13 protein-coding genes are annotated in these 15,109 nt (G+C 61.4%); all 13 read right to left on the bottom strand.

Going from position 1 to position 15,109, the window contains the following annotated elements:
* Positions 1-92 precede the first annotated feature (92 nt).
* Genes pseI through rfbF form a run of 13 tightly spaced genes read right to left on the bottom strand, consistent with a single transcriptional unit; the run spans position 93 to position 14,787 of the window.
* Positions 93-1,145 (bottom strand): pseudaminic acid synthase, encoded by a 1,053-nt coding sequence (gene pseI / locus AB4N85_RS02790; protein ID WP_252869004.1) that lies wholly within the window; start codon positions 1,143-1,145, stop codon positions 93-95.
* Positions 1,138-2,643, bottom strand: coding sequence for a UDP-2,4-diacetamido-2,4,6-trideoxy-beta-L-altropyranose hydrolase (gene pseG / locus AB4N85_RS02785; RefSeq protein WP_252869003.1), 1,506 nt, complete (start codon positions 2,641-2,643; stop codon positions 1,138-1,140). The genes pseI and pseG overlap by 8 nt, the downstream gene beginning before the upstream one ends.
* On the bottom strand, positions 2,640-3,335 hold the full coding sequence (gene pseF / locus AB4N85_RS02780) for a pseudaminic acid cytidylyltransferase (protein WP_095180711.1): 696 nt from the start codon (positions 3,333-3,335) through the stop codon (positions 2,640-2,642). The genes pseG and pseF overlap by 4 nt, the downstream gene beginning before the upstream one ends.
* Positions 3,336-3,341: 6 nt before the next feature.
* Entirely contained in the window at positions 3,342-4,505 is a 1,164-nt protein-coding gene (gene pseC / locus AB4N85_RS02775; protein ID WP_252869002.1) for a UDP-4-amino-4,6-dideoxy-N-acetyl-beta-L-altrosamine transaminase, read from the bottom strand.
* Positions 4,502-5,503: a UDP-N-acetylglucosamine 4,6-dehydratase (inverting) gene (pseB, locus tag AB4N85_RS02770; RefSeq protein WP_041479004.1), complete on the bottom strand. Its 1,002-nt coding sequence runs from the start codon at positions 5,501-5,503 to the stop codon at positions 4,502-4,504. The genes pseC and pseB overlap by 4 nt, the downstream gene beginning before the upstream one ends.
* A gap of 28 nt (positions 5,504-5,531) precedes the next feature.
* Entirely contained in the window at positions 5,532-8,444 is a 2,913-nt protein-coding gene (locus AB4N85_RS02765) for a glycosyltransferase family 2 protein (protein ID WP_252869001.1), read from the bottom strand.
* 55 nt (positions 8,445-8,499) lie between these two features.
* Positions 8,500-9,237: a cephalosporin hydroxylase family protein gene (locus AB4N85_RS02760; protein ID WP_038860482.1), complete on the bottom strand. Its 738-nt coding sequence runs from the start codon at positions 9,235-9,237 to the stop codon at positions 8,500-8,502.
* Positions 9,238-9,254: 17 nt separating this feature from the next.
* The gene (locus AB4N85_RS02755) at positions 9,255-10,325 is read right to left on the bottom strand and encodes a class I SAM-dependent methyltransferase (RefSeq protein WP_252869000.1); all 1,071 of its coding nucleotides are present in this window, start codon (positions 10,323-10,325) and stop codon (positions 9,255-9,257) included.
* A complete protein-coding gene (locus AB4N85_RS02750; RefSeq protein WP_252868999.1) occupies positions 10,322-11,173 on the bottom strand; it encodes an NAD-dependent epimerase/dehydratase family protein in 852 nt (283 codons plus the stop codon). The genes AB4N85_RS02755 and AB4N85_RS02750 overlap by 4 nt, the downstream gene beginning before the upstream one ends.
* On the bottom strand, positions 11,170-12,396 hold the full coding sequence (locus AB4N85_RS02745) for a class I SAM-dependent methyltransferase (protein ID WP_252868998.1): 1,227 nt from the start codon (positions 12,394-12,396) through the stop codon (positions 11,170-11,172). The genes AB4N85_RS02750 and AB4N85_RS02745 overlap by 4 nt, the downstream gene beginning before the upstream one ends.
* A complete protein-coding gene (locus AB4N85_RS02740; RefSeq protein WP_252868997.1) occupies positions 12,393-12,953 on the bottom strand; it encodes a dTDP-4-dehydrorhamnose 3,5-epimerase family protein in 561 nt (186 codons plus the stop codon). Before AB4N85_RS02740 ends, AB4N85_RS02745 begins: the two co-directional genes overlap by 4 nt.
* Positions 12,950-14,032, bottom strand: coding sequence for a CDP-glucose 4,6-dehydratase (gene rfbG / locus AB4N85_RS02735; RefSeq protein WP_252868996.1), 1,083 nt, complete (start codon positions 14,030-14,032; stop codon positions 12,950-12,952). The genes AB4N85_RS02740 and rfbG overlap by 4 nt, the downstream gene beginning before the upstream one ends.
* On the bottom strand, positions 14,014-14,787 hold the full coding sequence (gene rfbF / locus AB4N85_RS02730; RefSeq protein WP_041478997.1) for a glucose-1-phosphate cytidylyltransferase: 774 nt from the start codon (positions 14,785-14,787) through the stop codon (positions 14,014-14,016). The genes rfbG and rfbF overlap by 19 nt, the downstream gene beginning before the upstream one ends.
* Positions 14,788-15,109: the final 322 nt, after the last annotated feature.

Here is a 15,109-nt window from a genome sequence, read left to right as displayed (position 1 = left end):
CAGGCGCCATCTCCCCGGTCAATACAATACAGTGAAGATGCGCGTTATGACTCGCAGGTCACGCTATTTTGCCGAATCGATGGCAGATTGGCCTATTCGACCAGCGACCAGTCCAGCGGCGTACCGCGCTTGATCGCGGTGCGCGCGCGGCGTCCGAGGACGGCATCGGTGTGCTTGGGCGGCAGACCGAGACCGGGACGAATGGCACGCAGATTGTCGCCGGTAAAAGCTTCACCGGCGGCCATGTCAGCGGTGACATACAGCGAGCGGCGATAGACCAGCGACTTGCGCTCGGCCTCGGTCACGCCGTAATGCACCTGGCCCATGGCTTGCCAGGCGCGCTCGGTCTCGACCACCAGACTGGCCAGCTCCGCAGGCTCCAGGGAAAAACTCGCGTCCACGCCACCGGCGGAACGATCAAGGGTGAAGTGTTTCTCCACCACCGTCGCTCCCAGCGCCACCGCCGCCACCGACACGCCAACGCCCATCGAGTGGTCCGACAGTCCGACCTCGCATCCAAACAACTCACGCAGATGCGGGATCGTGCGCACATTGCTGTTGAGTGGCGTGGCCGGATAAGTGCTGGTGCACTTGAGCAACACCAGATTCTTGCACCCGGCCTCGCGTGCGGCACGCACGGTTTCATCCAGCTCAGCAATACTCGCCATGCCGGTGGAGATGATCAGTGGTTTGCCGGTCGCTGCCACTCGACGGATTAACGGCAGATCGGTGTTTTCAAAACTGGCGATCTTGTACGCCGGCACCTCGAGGCCTTCGAGAAAATCCACCGCGCTGTCATCGAACGGCGTCGAGAACGCGAGCATCCCCAACTCCTTGGCCCGAGCAAAAATCGGCGCGTGCCACTCCCACGGTGTGTGAGCTTTTTCGTAGAGATCGTAGAGCGACGTGCCGGCCCACAGACTGCCCGGATCCTTGATGAAGAATTCACCTTCAGCCAAATCCAGGGTCATGGTTTCGGCGGTGTAGGTTTGCAGCTTCAAGGCATGCGCTCCCGCCTTGGCCGCCGCCTCGACGATTTGCAGAGCGACGTCGAGAGACTGGTTATGGTTGCCGCTCATCTCGGCAATGATGAACGGCGGCGCATCGGCACCGATGGTGTGGTGGCCAATCTTGAAACTAGACATGCGGGTGATCCTTCAAAACACGGCTGAACGCACAGGTTTCCTGGATGAACCCGGCGTCGCGGAAGACTTTCAATGAGGACTGATTGGCGGGCATGACTCGCGCAGTAATGCGCGTCAATTGCGGCCAGTGCGCAGCGACAAACACTTCGCCACGGCTGAGCACTGCCCTGCCCCAACCGAGGCCGAAGCGCCCCTCCAGCAGATAAATCGAGACTTCGGCTTCAAACCCGCGCAAGTCGTAACGCAGCACCCCGACCGGGCCGTCGTCCGCCTCGGCAATCAGCAGCAGCCGCTGCGGATTGCGCAGACTCGCCGTCAGCCAGTTCAGGTGTTGCGCCCAATCGATGACGCCGGTTTCCAGCGACCAGCGCCGCACTGCTTCGGCATTGCGTCCATCGAACAGCAACTGCGCATCGTCCTGGGTTGCCGGGCGCAGTTTCAGCACCGCCCCGGCCAGCGCCGCCACCACGCGTTCGGCACCGCGTCCGTCGACCAGTTGCCGCGAACGCTCGGCGAGGCTGCGGCGTAGAAAATGATTGTTTACGACGAAGCCGACCGCATCACGCAACTGCTCGACGCTGACCTGCTCGCGGGCGCCCATGAACACATGCGCACCGGCAGCGGCCATGACTTCGCCGTTGGCCTGCTGATTGTTCGCCACGGCGATGCAGATGGTCGGCAAACCCAACGCCGCGCGCTCCCAACTGGTGCCACCGCCAGCGCCGATAAACAGATCCGCTTCAGTCATGCGCTGATGGAAATCGCTGACGAAACTGTGCAGGCGCCAGTTCGGCCGCGTCTCGGCCAACGCTTGCATCTGCGTCCACGCCGGGTTGTCGGCGCCAGCGACGAAGTCCACCTGCAACTCAGTGAAATCAGCCAGCGCCAGCATCGCATGATGAGTCTGCCTCGCCGCGTCGAAACCGCCGAAATTCACCAGCACACGCCGGGCCTTCGGTTTGATCTCGATGGCATCGCAGTTGAATTCTTCGCGCAGCATGGCGTAGCGCGGGCCGAGCAAGGTGCGACAGCCTGGCGGCAGCAGCGCCGCATAGTTTTCACTCAAGCCCGAGAGGTTCTGATTGAGCAGCAGATCGACGCTGTAACGCCGCGTGGCCAGATCATCCACGGCAGCGATTCGATGCGCCCAGCGCCGGGCCGCGGTTTGCCAGTGATGATCGAGGCCGTAATGGTCGACGATGATCCAGTCGAACGGTGCCTGCCCATCCAGCAGCAGGCCCAGTGCATCAATATCGAACTGCCACGGCAACATCGATTCGATGGCCTGCAGCGGGTCTTCGTCGCGATAGCGCTCGGGCAGTGCAAAGGTCTCGAAGCCTTCGGCATTCAAGGCTTCGAGTCGATGCCCCGGCAAACGCCGACAGGCAAACGCAACATGACTGCCCTGCCCGCGCAGCATCCGCGCCAGGGTCAGGCAGCGGGCAATGTGGCCGCTGCCGATGGTTGGCGAGGCGTCGGCGCGGATCAGCACTCTCATTGCAGTTCTCCGCCGGCTCTGAGTGCGGCGTACAGATATTCGGCGCGTTGCCAGTCTTCGGGCGTGTCGATGTCCTGGACCAAATGACGCGGCAGGATCACCGGCAGGCTCGCTGGCGAGAACAGCGTCTCGCCACGCAGCCACGCTTCGCTGCGCCCCCAGTAAAATTGCCCGGCATCCTGAAACGCTTCGGGCAGATCCTGCGAACGGGTGGTACGAAATTCGGGGTACATGGACATCAAAGCGCCCTCCTCGTCGAGGGTCAGTGCGCGCTGCACCGGGAAACCGAAACCGCACACCGAAAAGGCAAATGACTTGTGCGGATGCTGCTTGAGCAAATCCAGACCCTGACGCAGATAACGCGCCTGCAACAACGGCGCGGTCGCGTACACGCAGCAGGCGTAATCGAACGTCGGCAATTGCTGCAAGGCATGCACGATCACCGCAGCGGTACCGGTGAAATCATCGGCCAGATCGGCCGGTCGCATGAACGGCACTTCAGCGTCATGTGCTCGTGCGACGTCGGCGATTTCGTCATCGTCGGTGCTGACCACAACGCTCTCGAACAGCCCTGACTCCAGCGCCGTGCGAATCGAGCGGACGATCATCGGTACGCCGTCGAACGGTTTGAGATTCTTGCGCGGAATGCGCTTGCTGCCACCACGGGCGGGGATGATCGCGACGCAGCTCACGGTGCCTTACTCCTCAAGCAGCAGCCGACGCAGTTGCTCGACCACCTGATCCTGTTGTGCCTCACTGAGCAAAGGGAACAGCGGCAAGCTGAGCGCCTCGGCGTAATAGCGCTCGGCCTCGGGAAAATCGCCCTCGGCAAAGCCCAGCTCTCGATAGTAAGGCTGCAAGTGCACGGGAATGTAGTGCAGATTGACGCCGATGCCAGCGTTGCGCAAACCTTCGAACACTTGGCGATGACTGAGGTTGCAGCGCTCGGTCTGCAAGCGCACCACATACAGGTGCCACGCCGAATCGGCTTCTGGCTGCGCGCTCGGCAAGGTCAGCGGCAGGTAGGCGAGCAACTGATCGTAACGCGCGGCCAGTTCCCGGCGACGTGCGACAAACTCATCAAGTTTGCGTAGTTGCGACAGTCCCAGCGCCGCTTGCAGATCGGTGATCCGGTAATTGAAGCCCAGCTCGACTTGCTGGTAATACCACGCCCCGTGGCTCGGCTCGGTCATGTGCTCGGGATCGCGGGTCATGCCGTGGCTGCGCAGGCGTCGCAGACGTTCGGCCAGCACCGGGCGATTGGTCAGGACCATGCCGCCTTCGGCGCTGGTAATGATTTTCACCGGGTGAAAACTGAACACCGTCATCGCCGCGAAGTCGCCACAACCGACTGGACGCCCGGCGTAGCTGGCGCCCACCGCGTGCGAGGCGTCTTCGATCACGGTGAAGTTGTAGCGCACCGCCAGGTCGGCAATCTTGCGCATATCGCAGCTCTGCCCGGAGAACGCGACGGCGACGAGGACTTTCGGCAACGTGCCGTCGCGCTCGGCCTGTTCCAGCTTCGCTTCAAGGGCAAAGGCATCGAGGTTCCAGGTCAGCGGATCGATGTCGACGAAATCAACCTCGGCGCCGCAATAGCGCCCGCAATTGGCCGAAGCCAGAAACGTATTCGGCGAGGTCCACAAGCGATCGCCCGGCCCCAGGTCAGCGGCCAGACAGGCGATGTGCAGCGCCGCCGTGGCATTGCACACCGCCACGGCGAAATCCGCCTGACAGCGCGCGGCCATGGCCTGCTCGAAGCGCTCGATAGTCGGCCCCTGGGTCAGCCAGTCCGATTGCAGCACCTCGACCACCGCATCGATGTCCGCCTGATCAAGGCTCTGCCGACCGTAAGGAATCATACCGACAGCTTCGCGTGCAGATCGGCGATCTGCCCCACTGAAAGGAAATGCGGGTTGGTGTCCGAGCGATACTCGAAATCCTCGCCCACCGCACGCCCACGTTCGCCAAGTTTATCGACGGCAAAATCGACGTCGACGCTGGTAAAACGAATCGACGGCTGAATCGTGTAGTGATCCTCGAACTCCAGGGTCATGCGCGCATCGTCCAGCGGCACCATCAACTCATGCAGCTTCTCGCCGGGACGGATGCCGACGTTCTTGTGCGGCAGATGTTCAGCCATGCCGCGCGCCAGATCGACGATGCGGATCGACGGGATCTTCGGCACGAACACTTCGCCGCCGTGCATCCGCGCAAAACTGTCGAGCACGAACTGCACGCCGTGGTCGAGGGTGATCCAGAACCGCGTCATGCGCTCGTCGGTGATCGGCAACTCCTGCGCGCCGTCAGCGATCAGCTTGCTGAAAAACGGCACTACCGAGCCGCGCGAACCGGCGACATTGCCGTAGCGCACTACCGCGAATCGGGTCTGCTGCTCGCCGGCAATGTTGTTGGCGGCGACGAACAATTTGTCCGAAAGCAACTTGGTCGCGCCGTACAGATTGATCGGGCTGGCCGCCTTGTCGGTGGACAGCGCGACGACTTTCTTTACGCCGTTATCGATCGCAGCGGCGATGATGTTTTCCGCGCCGTTGACGTTGGTGCGGATGCATTCGGTCGGGTTGTATTCCGCCGCCGGCACCTGCTTTAGCGCGGCGGCATGCACCACGTAATCGATGCCGCGCATGGCCTGACGCAAGCGGTCGGCGTCACGCACGTCACCGATGAAATAACGCATGCACGGCGCATTGAAGGTCTGCTGCATCTCGTACTGTTTCAGCTCGTCGCGGGAGAACACCACCACACGCTTGGGCTGGTATTGCTCCAGCAAGCGACGGATGAAGTTGCGCCCGAACGAGCCGGTGCCGCCGGAGATGAAGATCGATTTACCGTTGAACATTTTTTCAATTCCGTCCCTGTCGCCAGGCTTAAGCGAGCAACTGTGCCCAGTCCAGTGAAGCATTGTCATCGAGCACGAAGCCTTTGCCCTTCAGGCTCAGGTTCGCGTTGTAGGCCTGATCCTGAACGAATGCCGCCGGCCATTTTTCGCGCAGGGCCAGCAGCGCTTGCGGGGCGTCAGGCATACCGCCCTGATGGATGACTTGCACCGCCGGAGTCCATACCGTCAGATAACCGGCTTGCCCGGCGCTCAGGCACAGATCGACATCGCTGAAGCCTTCGGCAAATGTGCTTTCGTCCAGACCGCCGAGCGCCTCGTACAACTCTTTGCGGACCATCAGGCACACGCTCGATACCGCCGAGTAGTTCTGTTCCACCGCCAAGCGGTGCAGGTAACCGTCGGCATCGTGATCTTCACCGACGAAGGGCGAATCGACCCCGCCATTCATGCCCAGGATCAATCCCGCCTGGCTGATCTTGCGATCACGGTCGATCAGTTTTGGCCCGACCACGCCGACCTCCGGACGCAGAGCATGGTTGAGCAAAGAGTCGAGCCAGTTCGGATTGACCACTTCCGCATCGGCGGCGAGCAGCACCAGGTACTCGCCACGCGCCTGACGACTGCCCGCGTTGAATAATCCTGCTGCGCTCAACGTCCGATCAGTACGCAGCACCTGCACTCTGGAGTGCTTGTAAGTGCCGAGCCAGTCATTGATCTCAGCCGTCTGATCCGCAGTCGCGGCGATCAGCACTTCATAGTGATGGTAACGGGTACGCAGCAACACACCTTCAAGGCAACGTTGCAGCACCGCCAAATCGCTGCCCGCCGGAATAATGATCGACACCAGCGGACGATCACTGTGGTGGTAGTCGATCTGGTAAACCCCCGGGACCGCTGACGTCACTTTGCCCTTGTAACCGCGATTGCCCAAATGGCGCAGCAGCGCCAGGCGCTCGTCAGCATTCTCGACCAGCTCTGGTGCCTGGCTGATCAATAGCGGCTCGTCGAGGTGAGCCAGGCTGTTGAGGCCGTGTTCTTCGATAAGACGCAGCAGCACATCGAGCTCCAGTGCCTGACTGAAATCAGCGCGATAGCCGCCGATTTCGACCAGCGCATCGCGCCGTACCAGCCAGTGCCGCGCCATCAGCGTTGGCAGGCTCAGCAGCAGATCAAGGTTGAAGCCCGGCCGGAACACGTCGGTCAGTGCACCGTTTTCCTGACGCTGGATTTCGTCGGTGGATACCGCGCGGCAATCGCCGGCGTTCATCAACTCCAGGCTGGCGCGCAACAATCCGCTGGCAGTGAACTCATCACCGGCTTCAGCCAACAGCAGCCAGTCACACGGCGATTGACGAGCGCTTTGATTGAGCTTGTCGATCAGATTGCCCGCGGTCACTCGGACAAAATGCAGGGTGTTCTGCGCCGTGGTCGCGGCGGGCGCTTCGCCGGTGGTGAACACGACAATGCGGAAGGCCTTGCACTGCCCTTCCAGCAAGCTGTCGAGAGACACCTGAAGCTTGTCGATGTCGTCGTCCAGATCCAGCAGAAAAATGCCGAACTGCGGCCCGCCGCCATTCACCGCCAGATGTTGGCCGATTGCCTCGAGGTGAGCGCCGGGCGCACGTGCGGCCAGCCAGTTGAGCAGGCGACCGGACTGCATCTTGTCCATGACCGCATGATGGTCATCGACGGTCAACGCTTCGAGACGCTCGATCCAGGCCTGCATCGCTTGCGCCTCTTCGGCTTGGCCCATCGATGTCAGTTGAGCCGCCAGCCGCTTGACCACGGTGCGATTGAACGCATTGAGATCGTGAGCCTGCCACAAACGGTCGAGAACGCTTTCCGGCGTGTCGTTGTTGCGTGCTTGCAGCAAGTGCGCCTGACGGGTCCAGACGCCCTCCAGGCCTTCAAGCTGGATGCGCCCCGCCGGCATGGCGTGCAGCATGAATTCGAACTGCGCCAGGCGGTCGAAAAATGCCTCGTTGTAGAACGGCATTTCCACGTACTGCAAAGGCCCGAAACGACGATCCGGGTACTTGAGCTCCTGATTCCAGGTGGACTGGATGATCAGCTCCGCAGTCAGCGCTCGATTCGATTGCAGGCTGTCGACCATTGCCTCGAAGCTTTGCAGGGCAAGCGCTTTGCCCTGCTCGGCGTTCAGCCCTTTGATCTGGGTTGGCAGCGCGGCAAGGAACTCGGCAAAGGCTTCACGCTCGGCGACCGATTTGGCATCGACGTAGGTCAGCGAGTGATACACCTCGGTGCTGTGCTCGGAGGCACCGTAGTTGATCTCCCGAACCACATAAGGGATCGGCAGAATTCGTGCTTTGGCACTGGCCAGCAGGAAATAGACATGGCCGATTTCCTGCCACTGGAAGCTGGTGCCGGGTGGCAATGCCGAGTGCCAGGTCTTCATCAGATCAGTACGGGTCACCGCATAGAACGGCGGGATGTACTGGCTCATGTAATCGATGACCCGCTCCTGAGCCTGTTCAGAGCAGTAGTCTTCCTGGACCTTTTTGTCGCGGCGGTAGTAGCTGACGCCACCGGCCAGCGTCAGGTACATCAGGCAGTAGCCGTGGCACATGCCGTAATCCGGATTGGCCCGCAGGAAACCCACGGATTCGGCCAATGAATCATGCAGGATGAAGTCGTCATCGGCCGCCAGCACCATGTACGGCGTGGTCAGTTGCTCGACACCATAGGCCAGTTTGGCCTGCATCCCCCAGTACGCGAATTGCGGCACATGATGGTAATCGACGGCGGAAAAATCGCCTTCCGGACGTTCCGGCGAGGAGTCGAGCACCATGATCTTGCAGGGCAAGTCGCTGTAATACTTCACAGCCCGACGCAGGAACGCCGGTCGGTTGTGGGTAATGAGCACCACCGTCAACAGCTCATCGAGCGGTAGCGTCAGTTCAGAACTGTACTTGCCTTGCATAACTTCTCTCCACAACCGGCGACTCGCCGAAACAACTCTGGGTAAATGTTGCGAATTAACGAACGCGACGCAGGTAGCCGTCCGGCGCCACGGTGATCAGCAGTTTGTTCTGCAATTGCTGGTCGATTTCGAAGTCCTGGTTCTCTTCCAGGTACTTCCACACGGCGGTTTTCGGGTTGTCGCCCGGGCCCCATGGACGATCCGGGAAGAAATCGGCCGGCATGTCTTCAACCACGGTGTCCATGACCACGCAATAGCTGTCGACCGATACCAGCGGCGCGTAGAGACGCAGCTCTTCGAGCACGTGATCGTGGGTGTGGTTGGAGTCGAGGACCAGAATGACTTTCTTGCCTTTGGCGGCGGCCTGCACCTGAGCGGCAATGGCCGGGTCGATGCTCGAACCTTCGATCATTTTGATGCGCTTGGCCATCGGATGGCTTTCGATGGCTTCACGGTTGTGCGGACGAATGTCGAGGTCGATGCCGAGCACTTCGCCGTGGCCTTGCAGCTCGAGCAGCGAGGCGTAGTAGATGATCGAACCGCCGTGGGCAATGCCGCACTCGATAACCAGGTCCGGCTTGACCTGCCAGATGATCTCCTGCATGGCCATCATGTCTTGCGGCAGCTGGATGATCGGGCGGCCCATCCACGAGAAGTGGTAGCTGTATTTGTGCTTGGCCGATTCGTTGAAGAAATCCCGGGCCAGGCCGGTCAGTTTCGGGTCGTCACCTTGCTGGGCGATCTGCTCGCGGCACTCGGCTTCGAAGGCTTGGTTGATGCTGTTGTCGGTCATGTTGGTCATCTCAAGGGTCACTGAAACGAAGCGCTGTCGACGGCGTGATAGACGTAGCGTCCACCGGTCATCCGCTTGATCTCTTCGAGGTAATTGGAATTCATCACAAACAGGTGCGCGCCTTCCGGCAGCGCATCCATGGCCTCTTGCGGCGAGGACACGCGCGCGCCGCTCAGCGGCAGATAACGCCCCTGCTTGGCCGGGTTGATATCGACTACGCGATCGACCGCAACGCCGGCGCGTTGCAGGTACAGCGAATAGATCACGCCTTTGGACGAAGCGCCCCAGATCGCTGAACCCTGCGCAGGCGCCGAGCGGATGATCTGCACGGCACGGTCGAGACTGGCGCTGAAATCTTCCGGCAGAGTCAGGCGCGGCACCGGTTGTTCGGGTATCAGGCGCAACGTCGACAGATCAGCGACGATGTACAGATATTGACCGCCGAACAGATGCCCGGCCTCGTGCACCGTGCCGAACATCCGGCGCAGGTCATCGAGGCGGAAATAATTGACGTGTTCGTAGAACAGGTCGAACCAGGCCTTGTGCTCGAGGATCCAGTCCAGGCACGGCACTTCGATATAGATCTGCCCGCCCTGATTGGCCTCGGCGATCACGGCCAGAAAGCTCACCGGGTCTTCGATGTGCTCCAGCACATGACGCAGCACAATGGCATCTGCCGCCAGGCCGAGGCCGCGCGTAAACGGCGCCTTGATCACCTCGGGGTTTTCGCCTTCATAAGCCGGGTCGATGCCGGTGATCGAATAGCCGAGGCCTTTGAGCAGCTCGAGAAAGTAGCCCTTGCCGCAGCCGACCTCGATCAGCTCGCGGCCCTTGAAGTGCTTGCCGATGATGCCTTCGACATCGCGCAGGTGTTGCTGGAACTGGCCGGAGTGCGCCTGCTCGTTCTGATAGTCGGCGTCATAACTGAGCTTGTCGGCATCGAACGCGGCGTTGAAGACCAGACCGCTGCGCTCGTCCTGAACCAGCAGCATGTCGGCGCTGGCCGAGGCCCGCGCCGATTCGGCATCGGCGAAAGTGCGGTTCTGCAATACCGGCAGGCCGGTGGCCCGGTACAACTCGTGCCTCATGGCGACTCTCCCAATAACTGTTGCAAGCGCTCGGTGACGGCCCAGAACGCCAGCGGTTCGTGGGTCGGATACGGGTAATGGCCGAGGTTCAGAGCCAGGGTTGCGCCACGCTCACGCAAGCGCTGTTCGACCAGCGCACGCACCGACACCGGATGGCCGCTGGCGCAGTTGATCACGCCACCAAAGTCGCGCTGATGGAGGATCGCGGCGAGATGACTCGCGGCGGTTTCAATCGCGAGGAAATCGCGCAACTGCTCACCGGCCGACATGTTGAACGACGCCTCGCCGCTATCGATTGCCCGGTCCAGCGCGGCCAACAGGCTGTTGGGGTTCTGCCCTTCGCCGTGCAAATAGAACAACCGCGCCCACTGCAATGTGAACGGTTGCTCCTGCTGCAGATTCTGCAGAAACAGGTGGAGCGTATGTTTGGCCAGACCGTAGGGATTGCTCGGCCGTGGCTCGGTTGACTCGCTGAGCGGGCCGCTCTGCATGCCGTATTCGAAGCAGGTGCCGGTCACCAGCACCTGCGGCACGCCTGCCGCGACCACGCTCTTGATAAAGCGGTAATCGGCCATCAGGTTGTGCTCGAAATGAAACAGCGCCCGATAGTTCGGCAACCCCGGCCAGGCCAGATGCGCCAGCGCGTCGATGCCTTCGGTCAGCGCGACGACATTCAGGTCGGCAGCGTGAATGTCTGCCGCGACGAATTCGACGTGGTTGATCCATGGCATGCCCTGCGCCGTTTCTGCGTTGCGCGCCACCGCGCGGACTTCACAGCCGCGCTCAAGCAATGCAGCAACCAGATGCCGACCGACAAAGCCCGTGGCGCCAGTGACCAGAACTTTCACAGCACTTTCAACTCAGGCACGGCGATGACGAAGCGCCCGTCCCACTGACGCACCTGCGCCAGTTGCTGACTGACTTCGTGCAGCAGGTTCCAGGGCAGCACCAGCACGTAGTCCGGTTGCTCAATGTCGATCTGCGCTGGCGCAACAATCGGGATGCGACTGCCCGGCAAGAACTTGCCCTGTTTGTGCGGGTTGGCATCGGCCACCCAGGACAGCAGATCCGCTTTGACTCCGGCGTAGTTGAGCAAGGTATTGCCCTTGGCCGCCGCGCCGTAACCGACCACACGTTTGCCGTCGGCTTTGGCCTGCAACAGGAAGCGCAGCAGGTCATGTTTGATGCGTTCGGCAGCAGGCGCGAGGGTCGCGTAGTACTCAGGGGTTTTTACCCCGGCAGCGAGTTCGGCCTGCAATTGTTGCTGAACTGCCGGGAGAACAGCGCGGCGCTGGCCGTCCTTGCGCTGCACGAATACGCGCAGCGAGCCGCCGTGAGTGCTCAACTGGCTGACGTCGAACACTTCCAGGCCATTGCGCTCGCACAGGGTCTGCACGGCGGTCAGCGACAGGTAGGAATAATGTTCGTGATACAGCGTGTCGAACTGCGCGCCAGCCATCAGCGTCAGCAGTTGCGGAAACTCGAAAGTGGCGACGCCGGTCGGCTTGAGCAACGTCGCGAAGCCGGCGAGGAAATCGTTGATGTCCGGCACGTGCGCGAGCACGTTGTTGGCCGCCATCAGGTCGGCGCTCCAGCCTTCGTTGCGCAATTGCGTGGCGGTGTCGCAGCCGAAGAACAGCTCGCGAATTTCCAGGCCTTTCTCGCGTGCAGCCTGTGCGGTGCTGCGAGTCGGCTCGACGCCCAGGCATGGGATCCCGCGCGCGGCGACGTATTGCAGCAGGTAACCGTCGTTGGCGGCGACCTCGACGACACGGCTGTCGGCGTTCAGCCCGAAGCGCTCGCTCATCTCGGCGACATAGCGCTCGGCGTGATTCAGCCAAGTACTGGAGAACGAACTGAAGTAGGCGTACTCGGCATCAAACAGGCTGTCGGCACTGGTGTAATCCTCGGTCTGCACCAGCCAGCATTGCTCGCACACCGCGACTTTGAGCGGGACCCATTGCTCGGCCTGCTCCAGGCGATCGGCATGCACGTAGGCGTTGGACGGCGGCGAAGTGCCGAGGTCGATCAGCGGCAGGCTCAGCGGTGCGGCGCACCCACGGCAATTCATAGACGCACTCCAGCAAAGTGTTGATCAAGCGCGGGATGGCTGGAGTCACGCGCTGACAAATTATTGACAGGCAACGGCCAGGCAATCGCCAGCCGCGGATCAGTCACCGACAAGCCGCCCTCGTGCTCCGGCGCGTAATCGGCGCTGTGCAGATAGAGCAATTCGGCGTCGTCGGTGAGCGTCTGAAAGCCATGAGCGAAACCGGCCGGAATCAACAGGCTGCGGCCATCGCCCGCCTTCAAGTGCTCGGCATGCCAGTGCAAAAAGGTTTCCGAGTCAGGACGCAGATCCACCGCGACATCCCAGACTTCACCGCGCAGGCACGTGATCAGTTTGGCTTCCGGGGCGTTGGCATTCTGATAATGCAGGCCACGCACACTCCCCTTCTCGCGGGTGCAGGAGTGGTTGATCTGGCGGATATGAAATTCATTGCCGAACGCAATCAGGCTGCCCTCGCAGAACAACCGGGCGAAGTGCCCGCGCTGATCTTCGAAACGTTTGTGCTGAATGCTGAACAGACCGGCCAATGGCAACGCTTTCAGGGAAAACTCGCTCACAGCGCGCCTCGGTACAGATTCAACTGGCCCAGAGTTACGGCGCGCATGTCATCGCCGTTCTGCCACGCCAAGTGCCAATCGAGGGTCTGCGCCAGGCATTGCTGCAAGGTCCAGCGCGCTTGCCAACCCAGCAACTGCCGCGCACGGCTGCTGTCCAGGCGCAGCAGGCCGGCTTCATGCAGTTCGCTTTTTTCGATACGCAAACCAGGTGCCTGCGGCCAGCGGCTGGCGAGCAATTCGACGACTTCGCCGACGCTGCACATGTCCGCCTCACCGGGGCCGAAGTTCCACGCGCCGGCATACTCCGGACCTCGCGCATAAAGGCCTGCGGCCAATTGCAGGTAACCCGCCAGCGGTTCAAGGGCGTGCTGCCATGGGCGCACGGCTTGCGGGTAACGCAGGGTCACCGGCTCGTCGGCGGTCCATGCTTTCAATACGTCGGGAATCAGTCGCTCCGGGGCAAAGTCACCGCCGCCCAGCACATTGCCGGCGCGTGCGGTCGCCAGGGCCAAACCATGCTCGGCATGTTTGTCCGCCGGGAAGAACGACGCGGCATACGACTGCGCGAGCAACTCGCAGCAGGCCTTGCTGCTGCTGTAAGGATCGTGGCCACCGAGGGCTTCGTCTTCGCGGTACGGCCACAGCCATTCCTTGTTGGCGTAGACCTTGTCGGTAGTGACCAGCACGCAGGCGCGCACGCCGCCGACCTGACGAATCGCTTCGAGCAGGTTCAGCGTGCCCATGACATTGCTTGAATAGGTGCCGAGCGGATCGCGATAGCCCTCGCGCACCAAGGGCTGCGCCGCCAGATGCAGGACGATCTCCGGTTCGGTCTCGGCGATGATTTCCAGCAAGGCGCCGAGGTCACGCAAATCGCCGCGCTGGTCGTTGATGCCTTCGTGTACGCGCGCCAGTGCGAACAGGCTTGGCTCAGTCGACGGATCCAGCGAAAAACCGCTGACCTGCGCGCCGAGGCTTTGCAGCCAAAGGGTCAGCCAACTGCCTTTGAAACCAGTGTGTCCGGTGACGAGAACGCGCTTGCCACGCCAGAACTCCGCACTCAAGCCCATTGCTTCCATGGGGCCTCCCCGCTCTGCCACAGCGCTTCGAGATGGTTCTTGTCGCGCAGGGTGTCCATCGGATGCCAGAAACCTTCGTGCTCGAAGGCTTTCAGTTGTTCGTCCTGAGCCAGACGGGCCAACGGCTCGGCTTCCCAGGTGGTGCTGTCATCGCTGATGTAGGGCAGCACTTTTGGCGACAGCACGAAGAAACCGCCATTGATCCAGCCACCGTCACCACGGGGTTTTTCAGTGAAACCCAGCACCTGGTCACCTTGGCGTTCAAGCGCGCCGTAACGACCTGGCGGCTGCACCGCAGTGACGGTCGCCAAGCGGCCGTGAGCCTTGTGATAGTCGACCAGCTCAGCAATATTGATGTCGGAAACGCCATCGCCATAGGTGAAGCAGAACGCCTCTTCATCCTTGAGATAACGCGCGGCACGCAACAGGCGGCCACCGGTCATGGTTTCCTCGCCGGTGTCGATGAGGGTCACACTCCACGGCTCGCTGTAGTTCTGATGGACGTCCATGCGGTTGTTGCGCATGTCGAAAGTGACGTCGGATGTATGCAGGAAGTAGTTGGCGAAGAAGTCCTTGATCGCGTAGCCCTTGTAGCCCAGGCAGATGACGAAGTCGTGGATCCCGTGGGCGGAATACTGCTTCATGATGTGCCAGAGAATTGGCTTGCCGCCGATCTCGATCATCGGCTTGGGCTTGAGGTGCGACTCTTCACTGATGCGCGTGCCGAGGCCACCCGCCAAAATTACTGCCTTCATCGTCTCCCCTCTCGTACGTCACCGGGCTGCGCACTGCTTTTTTGAGCGTCGCAGGCCTTCTGGCCAAACCTTCTGCCGCTACGGGCGCAGGAGGAAACACCGCGAGCGCTCGTTTTATGGCGATTTGCGGGGCACTTGCAGGAAACGCGCCAGCTCAGACTCGGGTTTTCGGAGATGGCTGATAGAGGCGTCGGTGGAAGTGGCAACAGAATGACGGACGGGCTGAGGGCGTGGAGGGGCAAGAGATCAAAAGCCAGAGCAAAGATCGTCCGATCGCGGCCCGAGCCTTCGGCAGCTCCAGTTGGATCGCGTGCATCCAGCA

The sequence above is a fragment of the Pseudomonas sp. H1_G08 genome (genome assembly GCF_054681355.1).
This window is presented reverse-complemented; position numbering and strand designations above follow the sequence as displayed.

Coding starts and splice junctions, on each gene's coding strand:
- rfbF (WP_041478997.1), bottom strand. CDS start 14,787: ATGAAGGCAGTAATTTTGGCGGGTGGCCTCGGCACGCGCATCAGTGAA.
- rfbG (WP_252868996.1), bottom strand. CDS start 14,032: ATGGAAGCAATGGGCTTGAGTGCGGAGTTCTGGCGTGGCAAGCGCGTT.
- pseC (WP_252869002.1), bottom strand. CDS start 4,505: ATGATTCCTTACGGTCGGCAGAGCCTTGATCAGGCGGACATCGATGCG.
- AB4N85_RS02745 (WP_252868998.1), bottom strand. CDS start 12,396: ATGAATTGCCGTGGGTGCGCCGCACCGCTGAGCCTGCCGCTGATCGAC.
- pseB (WP_041479004.1), bottom strand. CDS start 5,503: ATGTTCAACGGTAAATCGATCTTCATCTCCGGCGGCACCGGCTCGTTC.
- pseG (WP_252869003.1), bottom strand. CDS start 2,643: ATGAGAGTGCTGATCCGCGCCGACGCCTCGCCAACCATCGGCAGCGGC.
- AB4N85_RS02755 (WP_252869000.1), bottom strand. CDS start 10,325: ATGAGGCACGAGTTGTACCGGGCCACCGGCCTGCCGGTATTGCAGAAC.
- AB4N85_RS02765 (WP_252869001.1), bottom strand. CDS start 8,444: ATGCAAGGCAAGTACAGTTCTGAACTGACGCTACCGCTCGATGAGCTG.
- pseI (WP_252869004.1), bottom strand. CDS start 1,145: ATGTCTAGTTTCAAGATTGGCCACCACACCATCGGTGCCGATGCGCCG.
- AB4N85_RS02760 (WP_038860482.1), bottom strand. CDS start 9,237: ATGACCGACAACAGCATCAACCAAGCCTTCGAAGCCGAGTGCCGCGAG.